20 protein-coding genes are annotated in these 16,823 nt (G+C 32.6%); all 20 read left to right on the plus strand.

Annotated features, from left to right (window positions below; genetic code table 11):
• Positions 1-126: 126 nt before the first annotated feature.
• A complete protein-coding gene (locus AADI82_RS07105; protein ID WP_341215751.1) occupies positions 127-552 on the plus strand; it encodes a hypothetical protein in 426 nt (141 codons plus the stop codon).
• Between the two features lie 177 nt (positions 553-729).
• Positions 730-1,335 carry a terminase small subunit gene (locus AADI82_RS07110; RefSeq protein WP_341215752.1) on the plus strand — a complete coding sequence of 202 codons (606 nt, stop codon included), beginning with the start codon at positions 730-732 and terminating at the stop codon, positions 1,333-1,335.
• 2 nt (positions 1,336-1,337) lie between these two features.
• Positions 1,338-1,613, plus strand: a complete 276-nt coding sequence (locus tag AADI82_RS07115; protein WP_341215753.1) for a hypothetical protein — start codon at positions 1,338-1,340, stop codon at positions 1,611-1,613.
• 6 nt (positions 1,614-1,619) lie between these two features.
• Complete coding sequence (locus AADI82_RS07120) at positions 1,620-1,781, plus strand: hypothetical protein (RefSeq protein WP_341215754.1); 162 nt, start codon at positions 1,620-1,622, stop codon at positions 1,779-1,781.
• Between the two features lie 339 nt (positions 1,782-2,120).
• Positions 2,121-2,363 (plus strand): hypothetical protein, encoded by a 243-nt coding sequence (locus AADI82_RS07125; protein ID WP_341215755.1) that lies wholly within the window; start codon positions 2,121-2,123, stop codon positions 2,361-2,363.
• Between the two features lie 79 nt (positions 2,364-2,442).
• Complete coding sequence (locus AADI82_RS07130; protein WP_341215756.1) at positions 2,443-2,628, plus strand: hypothetical protein; 186 nt, start codon at positions 2,443-2,445, stop codon at positions 2,626-2,628.
• A 225-nt stretch (positions 2,629-2,853) separates the two neighbouring features.
• Positions 2,854-4,308, plus strand: a complete 1,455-nt coding sequence (locus AADI82_RS07135; protein WP_341215757.1) for a phage terminase large subunit — start codon at positions 2,854-2,856, stop codon at positions 4,306-4,308.
• 22 nt (positions 4,309-4,330) lie between these two features.
• Complete coding sequence (locus AADI82_RS07140) at positions 4,331-4,516, plus strand: hypothetical protein (RefSeq protein WP_341215758.1); 186 nt, start codon at positions 4,331-4,333, stop codon at positions 4,514-4,516.
• A 165-nt stretch (positions 4,517-4,681) separates the two neighbouring features.
• Positions 4,682-6,112 (plus strand): phage portal protein, encoded by a 1,431-nt coding sequence (locus AADI82_RS07145; RefSeq protein ID WP_341215759.1) that lies wholly within the window; start codon positions 4,682-4,684, stop codon positions 6,110-6,112.
• 105 nt (positions 6,113-6,217) lie between these two features.
• Positions 6,218-6,898 carry a hypothetical protein gene (locus tag AADI82_RS07150; protein WP_341215760.1) on the plus strand — a complete coding sequence of 227 codons (681 nt, stop codon included), beginning with the start codon at positions 6,218-6,220 and terminating at the stop codon, positions 6,896-6,898.
• A 28-nt stretch (positions 6,899-6,926) separates the two neighbouring features.
• Positions 6,927-7,301 (plus strand): hypothetical protein, encoded by a 375-nt coding sequence (locus AADI82_RS07155; RefSeq protein ID WP_341215761.1) that lies wholly within the window; start codon positions 6,927-6,929, stop codon positions 7,299-7,301.
• 1 nt (position 7,302) lies between these two features.
• Positions 7,303-8,589: a major capsid protein gene (locus tag AADI82_RS07160; RefSeq protein ID WP_341215762.1), complete on the plus strand. Its 1,287-nt coding sequence runs from the start codon at positions 7,303-7,305 to the stop codon at positions 8,587-8,589.
• An 11-nt stretch (positions 8,590-8,600) separates the two neighbouring features.
• A complete protein-coding gene (locus AADI82_RS07165; RefSeq protein WP_341215763.1) occupies positions 8,601-9,182 on the plus strand; it encodes a hypothetical protein in 582 nt (193 codons plus the stop codon).
• A complete protein-coding gene (locus AADI82_RS07170) occupies positions 9,182-9,703 on the plus strand; it encodes a hypothetical protein (RefSeq protein WP_341215764.1) in 522 nt (173 codons plus the stop codon). Before AADI82_RS07165 ends, AADI82_RS07170 begins: the two co-directional genes overlap by 1 nt.
• 20 nt (positions 9,704-9,723) lie before the next feature.
• On the plus strand, positions 9,724-10,608 hold the full coding sequence (locus AADI82_RS07175) for a hypothetical protein (RefSeq protein ID WP_341215765.1): 885 nt from the start codon (positions 9,724-9,726) through the stop codon (positions 10,606-10,608).
• Position 10,609: 1 nt separating this feature from the next.
• Entirely contained in the window at positions 10,610-10,861 is a 252-nt protein-coding gene (locus AADI82_RS07180; RefSeq protein ID WP_341215766.1) for a hypothetical protein, read from the plus strand.
• A complete protein-coding gene (locus tag AADI82_RS07185) occupies positions 10,800-11,276 on the plus strand; it encodes a hypothetical protein (RefSeq protein ID WP_341215767.1) in 477 nt (158 codons plus the stop codon). The genes AADI82_RS07180 and AADI82_RS07185 overlap by 62 nt, the downstream gene beginning before the upstream one ends.
• Positions 11,273-11,857: a hypothetical protein gene (locus AADI82_RS07190; protein ID WP_341215768.1), complete on the plus strand. Its 585-nt coding sequence runs from the start codon at positions 11,273-11,275 to the stop codon at positions 11,855-11,857. Before AADI82_RS07185 ends, AADI82_RS07190 begins: the two co-directional genes overlap by 4 nt.
• Positions 11,858-11,859: 2 nt before the next feature.
• Positions 11,860-15,471, plus strand: coding sequence for a hypothetical protein (locus tag AADI82_RS07195; RefSeq protein WP_341215769.1), 3,612 nt, complete (start codon positions 11,860-11,862; stop codon positions 15,469-15,471).
• Positions 15,471-16,823 (plus strand): hypothetical protein (locus AADI82_RS07200; protein WP_341215770.1); only part of this gene is annotated, 1,353 nt, incomplete at its 3' end. The genes AADI82_RS07195 and AADI82_RS07200, both read left to right, overlap by 1 nt.

Below are 16,823 nucleotides of genomic sequence, written 5' to 3' on the forward strand. Positions count from 1 at the left end.
AAGGTGTGCCACTTGAACAAATACGCAAACTAATGGGGCATAAAAAAACCGAAACTACAGAGATATATGCTTACGCAAGTGAAAATATGTTAATGGAGATTGCATTACCGATTTAAAATAAAATAAATGCATTGGACCAAAAAAGATATAGAAAATCTCAAATTAAGCAACAATTTTCACGAAACTGTAAATAAATCGAACGTTTTAAGCAATAAACATCTCATTAATGGAAAGATTTCTAAAGAAAAGGAAACTATTAAAACACTCCTTTGGGTTCTAAAACGTGAAGGAGTGGTTCAAAATTATGTTGAGGAACTTGAATTCAGTGAAGAACGTAAGTTTCGTTTTGATTGGGCATTGCCTTATGCCAAAATCGCTATAGAATACGAGGGTTTGTTTAGTAAAAAAAGCGGACACACAACGCCATCAGGTTACACTCAGGACTGTGAAAAGTATAATATTGCCCAGATGGAAGGTTGGAAAGTACTACGTTACACAGCATTAAATTATAAAAATTTAGAAAAAGATTTAAAAAAAATGTTAATTTTATAACACAATGTGTTACTTTTGATATAAATCGCGAGATACCATCAGATGTTAGATGCTGAGATTCATAACCTCACGGACAGTGGTTCGATTCCACTTCTCGCAACGGAAATCCAGCCTTTGAGTTGACGAACACAGAAGAAGGGTTGACTGCTAGGAAAGACTAGCTTTTTTTATAAAGCCATGGCAAAACGTATAATCAATAAAAAGAAATTAAAAGGACCAACTGAAAGGACTTTGATTAAATATAAATTAATGATTGATGAATGGTTAATAAACGGAAGAGTTGGAACAGAAGCTTACATAAAATACAATCCTAAAGCATCAAAACGTACTGCCGAAGTTAATTTTTTTAGAATAAAAGAACGCCCAGAAATACAAGAATATATTAAAAAGGTTGAAGCAGAAATTGTAGAACGTAATAAAGTTTCTATTGATGAATGTGTATCTAATTTAGCTAAAATGATGCGTTTTAAATTATCTGACTTATACGAAGAAAACGGAACTCTAAAAAGCATACACAATATTCCAGAAGAAACACAAATAGCTATTGCTGAATTATCAGTATTTGAAGAATTTCAAGGTATTGGAAAAGATAGAGATCTAATAGGGTTTACCAAAAAATTAAAAACTATAGATCGTAAAGGAGTTATAGTTGAACTCATGAAACACTTAGGTGGTTATAAAGAGGATAACCAACAAAAAACAGATCATACTATAAGCACTCCAGAAGAACGCGATTCAAGAATAAAAGAACTTTTAAAAATAGCAAAACAACAGGGGAAATAATTATGGGTCAAATTATTAAATCTTTAAAAACTTTAAGGTTTTCCAGAACAGATTTATCAATAGCAATTGCAAAAGACGGAAGAACCCTTGACCAGATACTTGAAGACGTTGAAAAAGAGAAAGCACTTGAGCTTGATGTTATTAATTTATATTTCAAAAAAGATTGGGGAATACAGCGAGTAGCAACCTATTTAGGAATTACACAAGCCAAAGTAATCCACATTTTAAAGTTCGATGAGCTTGGTTTAAGCTATAGAAAAATTAATAATAAAACCTAAAAAGGCTTGAATTTAAAGCAAAAAGTTATAGCATGTCACGGTAATTTAATAGCTAAATCAACAGCTTTGGTTTGCGGTTGTTCAATATCTCAAGTCTATAATATTTGGTACGAGAATGATTTGTTTACAATAAAAAAGAATGCACATAGATCTGCACCAACTTGGTAATATGAAAAGTAAGAAAATTAAAATACCAATTTACAATGGTACCCTTGTAATTTATCAAACTAAAGACTTAAAGGATGTTGAGATAAAACACGATTTAACTGATTGATCAGGATGCGATGCGATTACGTTTCAATTAAATAAAAAAAATGGATATGGAGTGTTTTACATGGCTTTTGAAAAAAAACCAACAGCTTCTATAATTGCTCATGAAAGTGTTCATATAAAAAACAAAATATTCAATCATTGCCATGTGGAGTTGGATATAAATAATGATGAACCAGAAGCTTATTTATTAGATTGGATTGTTGAACAATGTCATAAATTTTTAATAATTAAAAAATGATTAAGATTGAGGACAAAACAGTTAAACTTTATGTTGATTGTCCTTCGTGGAAAGCTCCAATTAAAGTTGATGATTTCTTAATTTATGTTGGCAAAACAAAAAGCAATAGTGTTTATCATGTGGCCAAAGTAAAATACAACCCAAAACCAGAAAAAAGAATCTTTAGATATCATGTTGAAGTTTATAAAAGTAATTTAATAACGCCTATGTATAAAAAATCGTTGCTGGACTTGACCTAAAATTAGCAAATAAGCACTAAAAATAAACCCTTTTCGAGCGTGGGGAATTAACGCTCTTAATCTTAAAATACACAGTAAAATGACAAAAGTACAAGCAACAGGAAAAGCAATGAGAGCTATTTCTAATTTAAGAACTGCCGAATCTGAAAGCGAGGTTTTAGACGCAGTTACTTTGAAAGAAGAAATTGAATGGAATTTAATTGACGATGAATTAAAGGACGAATGGAATGAAGCTTATGGTGATGCTCAAAAATATCTACCATAAAAGCTTTGGCAAAAAAGGGTTTATTTTTCTTAGGGTTAAGAAACTACCTTAGTTAAAATGCGACGACCCTAGCTATTTTTTATATGCAGTGTTGTGGTCGTCGTTTGCCAAATATTGGGAATGAGTGAGTAGTACGAGTGGCAAATGCGCCACAACATGTTTGAAAAGAGACTCATATCAGAACATGATTGTTATTAAATGGTATGATAGAAAAAAAAAGAATAAATGCCCTTAACCGATGCTCAAATATTAGAACTTGAAGAACTATTAAAACTTCAAAAAATAGACCTTCTTAATGAAGGTCTTACTCGTTTTAATGACCTTACAAACCCCAATTACAAAGTGCTATACAACGCCATTACAACTCAAAAATGGGGTTATGATGACAAAGGAAAACCAAAATTATTAAAAGGATATGCAGGAGCTGTTTTAGAGGGTGGCACTAGAAGCGGAAAAACATGGAGCGGTGTAGATACTATAATCTACCTAACAACAATTAAGCACAAAAAAGAAGGTTGTAGTATAAATATTTATCGTGAAACTTACAACGAGTTTAAAACTACGCTCTATGATGATTTTAAAACACGTTTAGACGATTTTGGATTAGACAACCCTTTTCATCGCGCTAAAGAAGTTAAGAGTTTTAGGATAGGTAAATCAACCGTTAATTTCTTAGGAGATGGCAAATTTGGGGGAGCTTGCGATTATGCATTCTTTAACGAGGTCATGTTTATAGAACACAAAGTTTTTATGCAAGTCGTTATTCGTTGCCGTTATTTCTGGTGGATGGATTTCAACCCATGCTTTACAGATCATTGGGTATTTAATAGCGTTATACCTAGACCAGATGTTATTTGGATAAAAACAACATTCTTAGATAATCCATACGTAACACCAAATGCACTTAATGAAACTTTAAATACCGAGCCTTGGGAATCTGGCACATACCAGGTAACTCCAGAGGGCGAATTGCTTTATAAGGGCAAACCTATTGATGATGCCAACCAACCGCCAATAAATCTAAAAAACGCTAATCAAAATACTATTGATGAATTCTTTTGGAAAGTATTTGGTTTAGGTTTACGCGGTGCTATGAAAGGTGTAATATTCGAGCAACTGGAATGGATCGAAAAGTTTCCAGACATGGAATATATTTATGCTAACGATTTCGGTTTTACAAACGATCCTAACGCCTTTGGCAAATACACAGAAGATGAGCATAATATTTGGGTGGAGCTATTAATTTATAAACCCATTGATACACCAGAAGAATTAGCATTAGGTTATGAAGCTTTAGGTGTTGAAAAAGATAGAATTATAGCTTGCGATAGCAGTGATAAATATTCAGGAGAAAAAGGCACCGTTGAAATGGTGAGAGGACTTAATAATCTAGGTTATAAAAATGCATTTAAAATATCTAAAACCAAAGACGTTATGTATTGGATAGCATCCGTTAAGAAAAAGAAACTGCATGTAGTTAAAAATCATCTATGGAAAGCTGTTAAAAAAGAGCGAGAAAATTATAAATTTAAAGAGATTAACGGTATTCTTATTAACCAGCCCATAGACAAACATAATCACTTTTTCGATAAATTGCGTTATGGCCATATAGCTTGGAACTCTAAACCTAAAACGCACGTTACCACACAATCATTAAGTGATATGGGTATAGATTATTAATATAAAATGATTAAATTTGAGTATGAAAATAACAGGAATATTTTTAGTGAAAGAAAGTGATACTATTTTAAAAGGTGGTATTTTGAAAATTAAAAGAAAGTATGGTAAATATGATAGAAAGAACGCTATACTAAAACTACCACCCAATAATGAATTGATGAATTATGAAAGCAAACAACCTAACCATAGACAGAATAAAAAACTGTAAATGTGTTTTTTATATCACTAGAAACGGTATTAAAATTAAAACAAAATCTTGTAATTACCACAAATAGTATAATTCACTATATTTGTAAAATACTTCAAGGACTACAGCCGTAGGCACTTATAATCAAACGGACTTTCTTCAGGACGTTTTTTCCAAAAAACAATCATGGAAGAAATAATTGCACTACTTCAAACCAATCCAACAGAAGCATTAAAAAAATTATATGCTGATAACATAGACCCAAAAGAAATTAGTGATTTACGCAAGGAGTATCACGAATTAGAACGCACCAAAAGAGATACGCAAGTTGGCAACGTTCAAAAAGATAAAACCATAGGTACAGGCGAAAAACAACGTTTAGTAAAGTCGATTAGAATACCTGTTCCATTTCAAAAAAAGATTGTTACTACATCAACAGCTTTCGAGTTTGGCGAACCAGCAACCATAATACCATCAAAAGATACAGATCTTGCACAAGAAATTATAAGACTGTGGCGCGAAAACAGGATAGATTCCAAACTATTAGAAGCAAAAAAACTACAAAAAAGCGAATTACAATCAGCTTTATTATTCGTTATAAAAGACCTTAAACCAGAAAATTTACTCAATAAAATATTTGGAATAAACACCAACAAAGAAATATCAGTACGTTTATTAAAAAATAAAAATGGGATAATGACACCCTATTATGATGCTTCAGGAGATATGACCGCTTTTATTTGGGAGTTTTCAACCATATTAAATGATAAAGAAATTAAAAATATTTGGGTTTATACCGCCGATAAAGTATATCAAATTTCTAACGAATCAGGATCCTTAAAATTAGATAACGCTCCTGCACACGGTTTTGGCAAAATACCAATAGTTTACCTATCACAAGAAAAACCAGAATGGTTCGATGTGCAAGATTTAATAGATAGGCTAGAAGTATCGCTATCTAAACACGGAAATTCCAACGATTATGCCGGACATCCTATTTTAAAGATATATGGTGAAGTTGCAGGAGCACCAGACAAAAATGATGACGGAAAAGCTTTTATACTAGCACAAAAAGAAACCCACGATGGTAAAATTATATCTTCAGATGTGGATTTTCTAACCTACGAAAACGCACCAGAATCCGTAAAACTAGAACAACAAAACCTAATTAGTTTTATATATTCCTTAACTAGCACCCCTAATTTATCTTTTGAAGCCTTAAAAGGTTTAGGTAATGGCTTAAGCGGGAAAGTGCTTAAAATGCTTTTAATAGATCCAATTTTAAAAGCAAAAATGAATGAGGGCGAAAACAGAACGATATTACAAAGAATAATTAATGTGTTTATATCTGGAACTATAACCACAACAGGCAAAAAACTTAAAAAAGATGTTTCTGAAACTTATTTCGATATCATATTCAATTCTATTATTCCAGATGATATGTCAGATATCGTTGAGTTTGTAACCAAGCTTAAAGAAAAACAATTGATAAGTTCTAAAACAGCTATTGAAACTGTTGGTTTAGTAGAAAATGCGCAAGAAGAATTAGATGCTATAAATGCAGAAAAAACAAAGCCAAAAGCAGATGGTTTTAAAGAAGAAGAAACTCTGGTTTGAAAAAAATATAACACATTGTATAATTTTATTATTTAGAATCATTCTAAATAGTGAAATTTATTTATATATTTGTGAATAAACGTATTAATCACAAATCAATTTACAATGGCAGTAAAACCAGAATTAATTAAGGCTAGACTTAAGGTTAAATATCCAAAGGCTAACTTATCCAATGACAGGACTGACGAGATATCGGCAAGACTATGTAAACTTCCAGAAGATGATGCTGACGAAACTGCAATTGATGCAGTATTAGATCAAGCAAACGACATGTTCCCTTTTGAGGACATCGCTAAAAACGATGATACCATTAGGACATTAAAAGCAAAAACTGAAAAATTTAAGACTCCAGAAGAAATTCTAGCAGAAGCAGAAGTTAAAATAAAAGCTGATGCAGAAGCAAAAACCAAAGCAGATGCGTTAAACAATGCGCCAGATTGGTTTAAAAAGTATGCGGAGGATCAAAAGAAAGAGTTGCAAAAATTATCTTCAAGTTACAACGAAATCAAAACAGGTATTACCACCACTAGCAAACAAGAGCAACTCAATAAACTTTTCGGAGATAATGAGGTGCTTAAAAATTTACCAGAAGCAATTAAAAACCGTGCATTAAAAACAGCAAACTTAGAAGCTGAAGATTTAGCATTAGAAGTAGAAACTATTGCCAAAGACTTTGAAGGATTGGCACAAACTAATGCTGATAATGGTAATTATGCTGGAATTCCTGGTAAAAGCTTCAGTAATACAGAACCTACTGATGATGAAATTAAAGAAATATTTGATTAATACTTAATCATTTAAAAACAAAAAAACAATGAGTACACTAGATTTAAGTACCACTGAAGAAGAGTTTGAAGGCGCATATGATGCAGCTATCAAACACTACGTTCATGGTAAAGAAGGTGGTTTAGTGCTTGATCTTACTGGTTTTACTGACCCTTATATTTATAAAGGTCATGGTATTATCAATGACGGCACAGCACAAGACCCTGTTTATAAGCCTCAACCAGTTGACGGCTCTGAACACGCAAAGTTAGTAGGCGTAGTACGCTCGAACACGAAAGCATCAAAACCATCAACAGGTATGATGACACAAGGAACTATTAACAGTAATGCCACAAAATACCCTTTTAACGCAAATTCTTTAGCTGCGTTACAAGCAATTGGCATTTATAATCAAGTAGATTAAAATGGCAAAGTCAATTTTTCAAGATTTGATAAGTAAGTATTTTGTTAAAACAACAAAGTATTTTTACGAAAAGATAAACGGCACAAAAGAAGAGCCTAAATATCTACACGACGAAATGTTAGATGAAGAATATTCAGATGACATGACCTATGCTTCAATTAGCGGAAATTACACACGTGTAACCGCAGATGTTGTAGCATTCGATTCTCCAGCTCCTATTAAAAGTAGAGGTTCTATTAAAAAGGCAACAGGAGACATTCCTAAAATGGCATTAAAGTATGTTTTGAATGAAAAACAAATGAATACTTTAATTAATCTAAGCCAGAAACCAGGAAGAATAAAAGAATTTTTAAAGAAAATTTTTAATGATGCTGAATCAGTTATGTATGGTATCAAAGAAAAAGTTGAGCAAGCTCATCTTTTAGGTTTTTCTGGTGGTATCACTTTAATTGAAGATGAGAATAATGTTGGTACTGGTATCCGTATCAATTACAACATTCCTGCTTCTAATCAATTTGGTGCAGTTACCAAATGGAGTGATTCTAATGCAAAACCTATTGATGATATTAAAAGAATTCTAAAACAAGCAAAAGGTAAAGGAGAATATCCTGATACTATTTGGATGGATAGCAACATTGTTGATAAAATTTTAAACAACGATCAAGTAAAACAATTGTTTGCTTTTAGTTTAAATTTTGTTGGAACAAATGTACCATCTTTAAGTCAAGATCAATTAGCAGATGTTTTTAAAAGAAACTTGAAGCTTAATCTTAGAGTTGTTGATAGAACATTTTACCATGAAAAAGATGGTAAAAGAACAACGTCTCAAGGTTGGACACCAGATATGGTTGTATTCACCACAGGTATCAAAGTTGGTGCATTAGTTTATAGCAAGTTAGCAGAATCACAATTCAAGCAGCCTCAGGTGTTGTACTCAGAACCTAATAGTTATATTTTGGTTAAAAAAGATGGTACAACAGATCCTGTTAGTGAAAGAACAGCTGGAGAAGCATTGGTTATTCCAGTACTTCAAAACGTGGAATCTTTATTCTATTTGAACACCGAAGAAGCAACAGCCTCAGAAGACGTACAAACAGAAGATGATGCTAACTACTTATACAAAGCAGTAACATATACTAAAGCTTCTGTTGTAGCAGGATTAAATGCTACTGGAGAAGTTGCAACAGCTACCATAGCACAGCAAGATGCCACTTTAGCTAAGAAAATTGATTCACTATCTGAAGAAGGTGTAGCTGTTTTTGAAGCTGAATTAATAGTAGCAGTCTAAAAACTTTGTAAATGTATAGCGAAACTTCAATATTAAGTTTAATACAGTCTGTAGGGTTTGGAGAACTAACCGATGAGTTAATTGAAATAACAATTGATGCATCACATAAAGTTGGAACTTCTGCCAGAACGTTTAAAGGTTTTCATAAGTTGGTAACGCTTGAAAATTTATATGCCACAGTAGATGTGGTTGACATGAATTCTCAAGACTTTAATAATTACCTAACACAATTGAAATCTGATAGCGCACGATCTGCATTAAACAAAATATTGAACCAACATAAATTGTATCAGGATAGTTTAGATTATTCTGATACAATTATTACCAAACTTCAATTATTTACAGAAGTTTATGGGTATCAACTGGCGTATGATGCGTTAGAACAAATGATGGTCACAAAACGAGAAAATATTGAAAGTAGAAACGCAAAATTAGCGAGTGCATCACTTAAAATGGAATTAGAAGGTGCTGTAAACGATAATGGTAAAGTAATAGTAAAAGGATTAGAAAGACGATTGTTAACCGCAGTTAATGCTGCATCTAAGATAGTATTTCCAGAACCTTTAATTGTTGATGATGCAAATGCTTGGTAATGGCAAATCATACTATTGATAACCCCGTTGGAATAGACAAAGCTATACAGCGATTGCAAAACGATTTGTTTAATGATTTAGGCTGGAGTAAGCTAGAAGTTTATGCTAGAATCTATAAAACCGAAACCAGTGGTAAAGATATACCACAACCTTATTTAAACAATGGTCAGTATTTAAAAGATGCTTTCATAAACGATAAAAGTAACGCTCATATTTTTTTTGATGTAGATGATGTTCAATCAAATGTAAGTGGTCCAAAATTCGAATGTAAAGTAAAAATTATATTCATGGTCAACTTAAAAAATCTGTTTCCTAGTGTAATACACAGAGCAGATTCAGAATGTCAATCTCAAGCATGGGAATTAGTTTATGCTAGAAAAGAATTTGATATTATAAATATCGAAACAGGTTTAAAAAAGGTGTTTAATGGTTACGATTTAAGTGGCATTAAAAAGCTAGACACACAACCATATCATGTATTTGCAATCAATACAAAGTTAAAATATCACATTAATAATTAACATTTTAATACAAAACAAAAATGATAATTCAAGAAAACATAGCCGGAACATCCGGTGTAAAAAATACAGGATCCGATAAGGAAAACCTGCCCTTGTTTACTGTGGGTTATGCGCTTGCAAAAGGATCACAGTCTTTTGCTAGTGTAGCAGCTTTCAAAACAAAGGCTGCTTGGGATGCTGCAAAATTGGCTAAAGATTTAGTTATTCTTTATTCAGTTGAGAAAGCAGAACTTGCCAATGTAGAACCAACGTTTTACGAAAGTAGAACTAGAAAAATAAAGACTAAAGACAATGTAAAAGGCCTTAAAGTTACCCATCACTTAGGCTACATTTCACATAGTGCTTTAGAATCTTATAATGCAAGTGATTACACTTATGTGTATGAGTTCACTTCAGATGGTCAAGTTAAAGGCATCAATCAAACAGATGGTACTGTAAAAGGTCAGTTATTAAGCGATTTCTTAGTAGGTCCAATTTTAGAGCCTGTTTTAGATGGTGATCCATTAAGTTCAGTAGTTGAAATGACTTATGAAAACCCAAGAGAACTTACAACTGCAGGTTGTATTGTCACTCCTGAGTTTAATATTCTTAAGTACAAAGGAATCTATCCAATAAAATTAACTATTGAAGGCACACCAACTTTAACTGAGCTTAAAGTTCGTGCAACGTACAGCAATCAAGATTTACCGTTAACAGGTTTAGATTTAACATCCTTTACAGGAAAAGTTCTTAAAGTAGATGGTACACCTCAAACACCAGACAGTGTAACAGCAGGAGCTGGTAATGATGCAAATCTTTACACATTTGTTGATGCTGATTTGGAAACTGGAACTATTGAAACCAATGTAGTTGAAAAAACGTTGGCAATGTTTGAGACTGATGAAGCAACAGTTTTTACAGTTTAAGATGAAAAGCTTTAAAAAAACAACATTCAGAGAAGGTTATAAACCAACCTTCTCTGAATTTAAAAAAAGTCATTCTAATGTTATAGCATTGGAAGATATGGCAGAAGCTTATGAAACTATTACTGGTAAAAAGCCAAATAAAAAACAATTAAAAGATATTGAAGTTAATAATAAATTAATTTTAGGTAAGGATGGGAACACTTCAACAGCAACTTCAAAGGGCAGAGAAGCTAAACCCACAACATCTAGTTGATATAATATTTAACTTTTTAGCATCTATTGAGGCAGAACTAGCTTCACTTAATAAAGATCAAATCTATAAATCAAGTATAGATATTTTTGGCAATCCTTTGGGGTATTATTCAAGAGCTACAGAGTACATAACTACTAATGATGCGCTTTTAGGTAAAGGCACCAGGATAAAAAAAGAAGGAGATCCTTATGATTTTTTACAATATGGTGAATTCCTTAAAGGTGTTTATGCAAAGGCTAGCAAAGGTTTTGTAACGTTTGGCTCATCAGACCCAAAAACAGACGATATACTTTCAAATATCAGATTGCTCAGTAAATCATTCTTTGGATTGACAGATGAGCATAAGATTGAGGTTATCCAAAATAAAATCAAACCACATCTTTTAAAAGCAACTCGATTAGAATTAGGTGTATGATTTACAATTCATTCGATACCATCCCTTTTAAGCTATTTTTAAAAGTAACGCAAACAGGTGACCTTACATTGTTGAGCGACGAAAAGAAACTTTACAATGAACTTTCTGAAGCTTGGAAACAAATCAATAGTGAGTTTAATGAAATAGATCCCAACAAAACCATTGAAAAAACTCTAAAAACACTTATTGATATTGAAGAATACACGGCACAATACAACTTTCTGGAAATAGCAGTTAAAGCGTTACGATTTGATAGGAATTTAGACATTGAGAATAAAGTTCGTGAATTGGGATTTAAACTTTGTGAGGAATCTTTTCAATACGATTTAACAGTTGTTGAAAATGAAAGTAAAATGCTTTTGGTTTTTATTGAAGAAGCAGAAGATAAGTTACCTAAAGTAGATGGAAAACGAGCTACCAATATAGATCAAGTGATACTTGGCTATTGTGCGTTTACAGGACTTCAATTTACAGATACCAACAAAATTACAGGAAACCAATACTACGGATTAAAAGAAATATTTGATGAAAAGCTAAAAGTTTTAAAACAGCAAAAGGCTAAAAACACTAAAAGAGGATAACAATGGCTGAAGGAATTATCACTAAGCAAGAATTAATCACAGAAGATGCGCTGCAATTCGGTAAAGAATATGCAGATAACGTTAAGATTGCCATTGCTTCTAATGAAGAATTAAAAAAATCTGCATTAGGTCTTTTTGAAATATATAAAAAACTTAAAGGAGTAGAAGATCAATCATCATTAAAATCCATTCAATCACAACAAATCACCTTAACCCAAAATGCAACCAAAGCTTACGAATCTCAAGGTAAAGCATTAGCAAAGGTTGATGAAGAGCGCCAACGATCACTAACCAATTTATTAAAAACAAGAAACAAACTTCAAAACTCGCAAGAATCAACCAATAAACAACTCATTAAAGAAAGAGAAACGTTAAGACTTTCTAATCTCGAAATAAAACGAAACCTAACTTTTATGGGGCGTTTAACCAGTACCAGAGATAAGGCTCTTAAATCTGTTCAAGAGTTTCAAGCAAAACAAAAGTTAGGTATAAAAGTTACCAAAGATGAGATTAAAGCTTTTAAACAAAGCCAAAAAGAATTTAAAAAATACGATGAAGCTGTAAGAAGCATCAAAAAATCTACAGGTGATTTTAAAGAAAATGTAGGGAATTATCCAAAAACAGTTGGTATAGCACTAAGCAGTATCAAGCGTTTATTGCCTATAGTTGGAGCTGGTTTTGGCTTGCGTGAAGCGTTCAATTTTACTAAGGAAGCTAGACAATTTGCTATTGAAGCCAAAGGTGTTGAGTTTGCTTTCGAGCGTATTGGCGAAGTAGGACAAGATGCTTTTGATAGAATTAAATCTTCAACTCGAGGGTTGCTTTCAGATTTAGATATTAAAAAGGCTATAGTAGGGTTCGATAATTTCAATATATCTTTAGAAGAAACCGATGTGTTAATGGAGTTTCTAGCTGTACGTTCATCGCAAACAGGCGAGAGCATCGAAAAACTTCAAAGCTCATTAAATGAAGGTTTATCTAAAGAATCTAAATTACGTATCGATAATTTAGGGATATCAACAAAAGATTTAAATGATGAACTTGAAAAAACACCAAATTTTGTTCAAGCAGTAGCAAATATTGCAAAACGAGAAGTAGCCGAAGCTGGAAGTATTTTAGATGATGCTGCCAATTCGCAACAACAATGGAATGCAGCTTACGATAATTTCCAGTTACAACTAGGTAAGGGGTTAATCGCTAAAGCTTCAGACTCTATGTATCAATTTGGCACTAACTTACTACGGGCTATTACGCCAGCTAAATCTTTGGCTAAAGAAGTAAAAAACGAGCAGTTAGAACTTAATGTTTTAGTTAATAAAATTACAGATGTTAATGTTTCGAATAAGGAAAGAGAAAAGCTTATAAATAAATTAAAAACAACCTATCCAGCATTTTTACAATTTTTGGACGATGAAAAAACGGACAATCAATCTTTATCCACTGCTTTATCTGAAGTAAACGAATTATATATTAAAAGAATTGCGCTACAATCACAACAAGACAAGATACAGCAGTTACTAGAGAAATCTGGCAGGAATTTAGGAAAACAAGCTGTTAATCAAGTAGATGTTCAAAGAGAACTTGCGGACATTAACGCCACAACATTAAAAGGTTCTATAGATTTAGCAAACAAAAGCTATGAAGAGCGTGTTAAATTAATTTCAGATGCACTAGAAAAAAATGCTGAGTTTTCTAAAAATGAAAGAACTGGTATTGTTACACCTTTAAATGATGAAGCTAAAGCTTTAAACAGGTTGCGCGCTATTAGAACCGATGAGTTTGCAACAAAAGTACAGTCTAAAAGAATTACTGAAGAACTACAAGAAGAAGAAGAACTAATGGCAGAAATAGAAGGCGTATTAGGTAATACTTTAGAAAATATAAATAAATTATTTTCTGCAAATACTGATGCAAAAAAGAAAAACAAAAAAGAAACTGAAGAACTAACTGATAAAGAGAAAAAAGAAATTGAGAGAAGAAGAAAACAACTTCAAGACGATAAAAATAACCTAAACAGACAACGCATTCAAGACAATATAAATTCAGAAACCAATATATCTAATAACGAAAAACTAAACATAGGCATACGGCTTAATGCAAATACCGAAGCATACCGCCAACGCATTAAGATTTTAAACTTTAATAAACAAGAAGCTATAAAAGAAGCTAAAGGCAGAACGTTAGAGATTACACGTTTAGAAGAAGCTTTTAATGCCGAAATACTTAAACTCAATAAAGAGCGAGAAAATGAAATAAACGCCATATTTCAAAGCGAATTTCAAAAACGAATTAACGTTATTGAAAAACAAAAAGCCATTGAAGAAAAGGCTGTAAATGACAGAATAACGGCAGAACAAAAAGCCTTTAATAATGATATTGTTGGTTTAAGTGGCGAAGCTAGATTGCAGCGTATTAAAGAGTATGAAGAAAATCTAACAAGTATAAAAAGGCATGCTGCAGAAGAACGCCTTCAAATAGAAATTGATGCTATTGAGAAAGAATTATTAAACCCTAATCTTAATCCAGAAGGGCGTTTATTACTCGAACAAATGCTTGCTAATGCCAAAATAGCATTAAGCGATCAAGTCACCGATAATGCTATTGCCAATGCCGAAAAACAAGCCGAAGCAGAACAAAAGTTAATCGACTTTAAAAATAAGGTTATTCAAGATTCTGCAAACAATATAGCCAATGCACTAGATTTAGATGCCAACAATATAGAATCATTTTTAACTAGCTTTTTAACTAAAGCAGAATCTACAGGAGATGCGATTATTGATAAGTATAACGAAGTATCACGAACCATGTCGCAAATTGGTTCAGTGGCTAATGTTACAGGCGATATTTTACAGTCTGTGTTTTCTGCTAATATTGATAAAATTGATGAAGAAATTGATGCTAACGAGGAATATTTCCAAAGACGTATAGAACTTGCCGAAGATGATAAATCACAACAAGAAGCTTTAGAACAAGAGCGCGAAATTAAACGCAAAGAGCTTGAAGAAAAAAAGAAAAAAGAACAAATTAAAGCTGCTAAATTTCAAAAGGCACAAGCTCTGTTTCAAATTGGTTTAAACACGGCTCAAGCTATTTTAGGTATTTGGGCGCAAGTACCTAAGTTCGATTTTGGGATATCAGCTGGTTTATTAACCGCTTTTGTTGGAGGATTAGGTCTTGCACAAGCAGCAGCAGTATTAGCTAAACCAATACCTAAATATCAATATGGAGCTGGTGTTAATGGTCGACCATTGCATACAGGAGGTTTAGCCGAAGTTTCAGAGGTGCGACCAGAAATTATTAAAGAACCTGGTAAAGCACCATTTATACAACGTAAAAGAGCGGTTTTAAATCTTGCAAAAGGCACGCAAGTAATTCCAGATATTAACCAATTACACGCAGCATCTATTATGTCAAGCGTGGAATCTGGTAACAATAATTTAAATGAATTTGAAACCTTATTAGCTTTTGATGCCTATCATAACGATATGATGGACGAAATGAAACGTAATACCAAAGCGGTTAAAGATTTAAAACTTTCCGTTAATGTAAGACAGCAAAAAATAGATATTCCTTACCAAATGTTTAGGGCTAAAAAAATTAAATGGAATAACTAATGGGAACATTTCAAGGACCATATCACGACAGAGTACGTTATGAATTTCAACATAAAGGCTATGGTAATCTCGAAGAGGTTAAATCTACAGATGTTATTGGTTGGAATTACGATGATAAAGAACAACACCGGCACGATGATTATGCTGGTATATTTCCAAAATTCAGTAACGCTTTAAGATTCACAGGAAAAGTAAAAGAATACATAAAAGCTATTAGAAGAATTTATGGTGTAAACGCAGAAATACGCATTATTAAAGAAGAAAAAGACGATGATGATATTTGGCAACGCATATACACAGGTTATCTTACTATAAAAACATGGGAAGAAGAAAACGGCATAGTATCTTTAAAATTTGATGCTGGTGGTTTAGAAAAGCTAATAGAAACTAGACAAAAAGACAAAGTTGAAATTGAACGCACTACCGATTTTAAAGGCAATACTATTCCGCCTTTATCACTTAAAAAATTACATCTACCAGGGCGTGGCATTTTTTTAATTACTAAGTATAAAAACGGAGATGTTAATAATGAGATAAATCTTTCAGTTGAGACAAATGCAGGTAATACTAGAAATCAAACAGGCGGTATTCCTATTAGTATTGAATCTCCATCTCACGATTTAGCAAATTCAGTTCAATTTCAAAGCACATCTACCGAGCTTAAAGGTACAACAGGCATGATGTTTTATGCTTTAAACGATAGAAAACGCCTTTTAAACATCAATCTATCTTTTAGTTTAGATGCATTTTTTCAGCAATACGAGAATGTACAGTGGTGCTTTTATCAAGTATGTTTAACCATTTATCAAAATGGTGCAAATTACGATTTAAAAGAGCGTATAGTTTTAGACGAATTAAACTCAGGATTTTCATCAGATAATCCTAAAGCTTTATATGCAAATTATGATTTTCCATTACCATCATTTACTAGAGCAATGTCAGGAAGCACCAAAAAAGATATTACACTTTTAGAAGGCGAAAGCATGGCGTTTGAAGTGTATTTAAAATCTGACATGTACAGAGACAACAATGCTGGTGTGCGCTGCTACGCTCAAAATATCGATGCTAAATTACAAATAAATGAAGATAGTAACTTTCCAGCAACCTTAACAAATGGGATATATGTTTATGAACTTTTAGAACGACATGTTGAGATAATAACAGGAAGCAAAAATAACTTTAAATCTAAATACTTTGGCAGAAAAGATTTAGGGTATGAAGAAGATGGTCCAGGAGCATACATATTTTTTGCACATGGCCATTGGATAAGACTTTTTGAAAAAGGCGACGATTTATACAAACCATTCGCCACATCATTTAAAGATGTTTTGGAAACCTTAAATGTATTAGAA

Origin of the sequence: uncultured Wocania sp., assembly GCF_964021735.1 — a bacterium.
Taxonomy (GTDB): Bacteria; Bacteroidota; Bacteroidia; order Flavobacteriales; family Flavobacteriaceae; genus Wocania_A.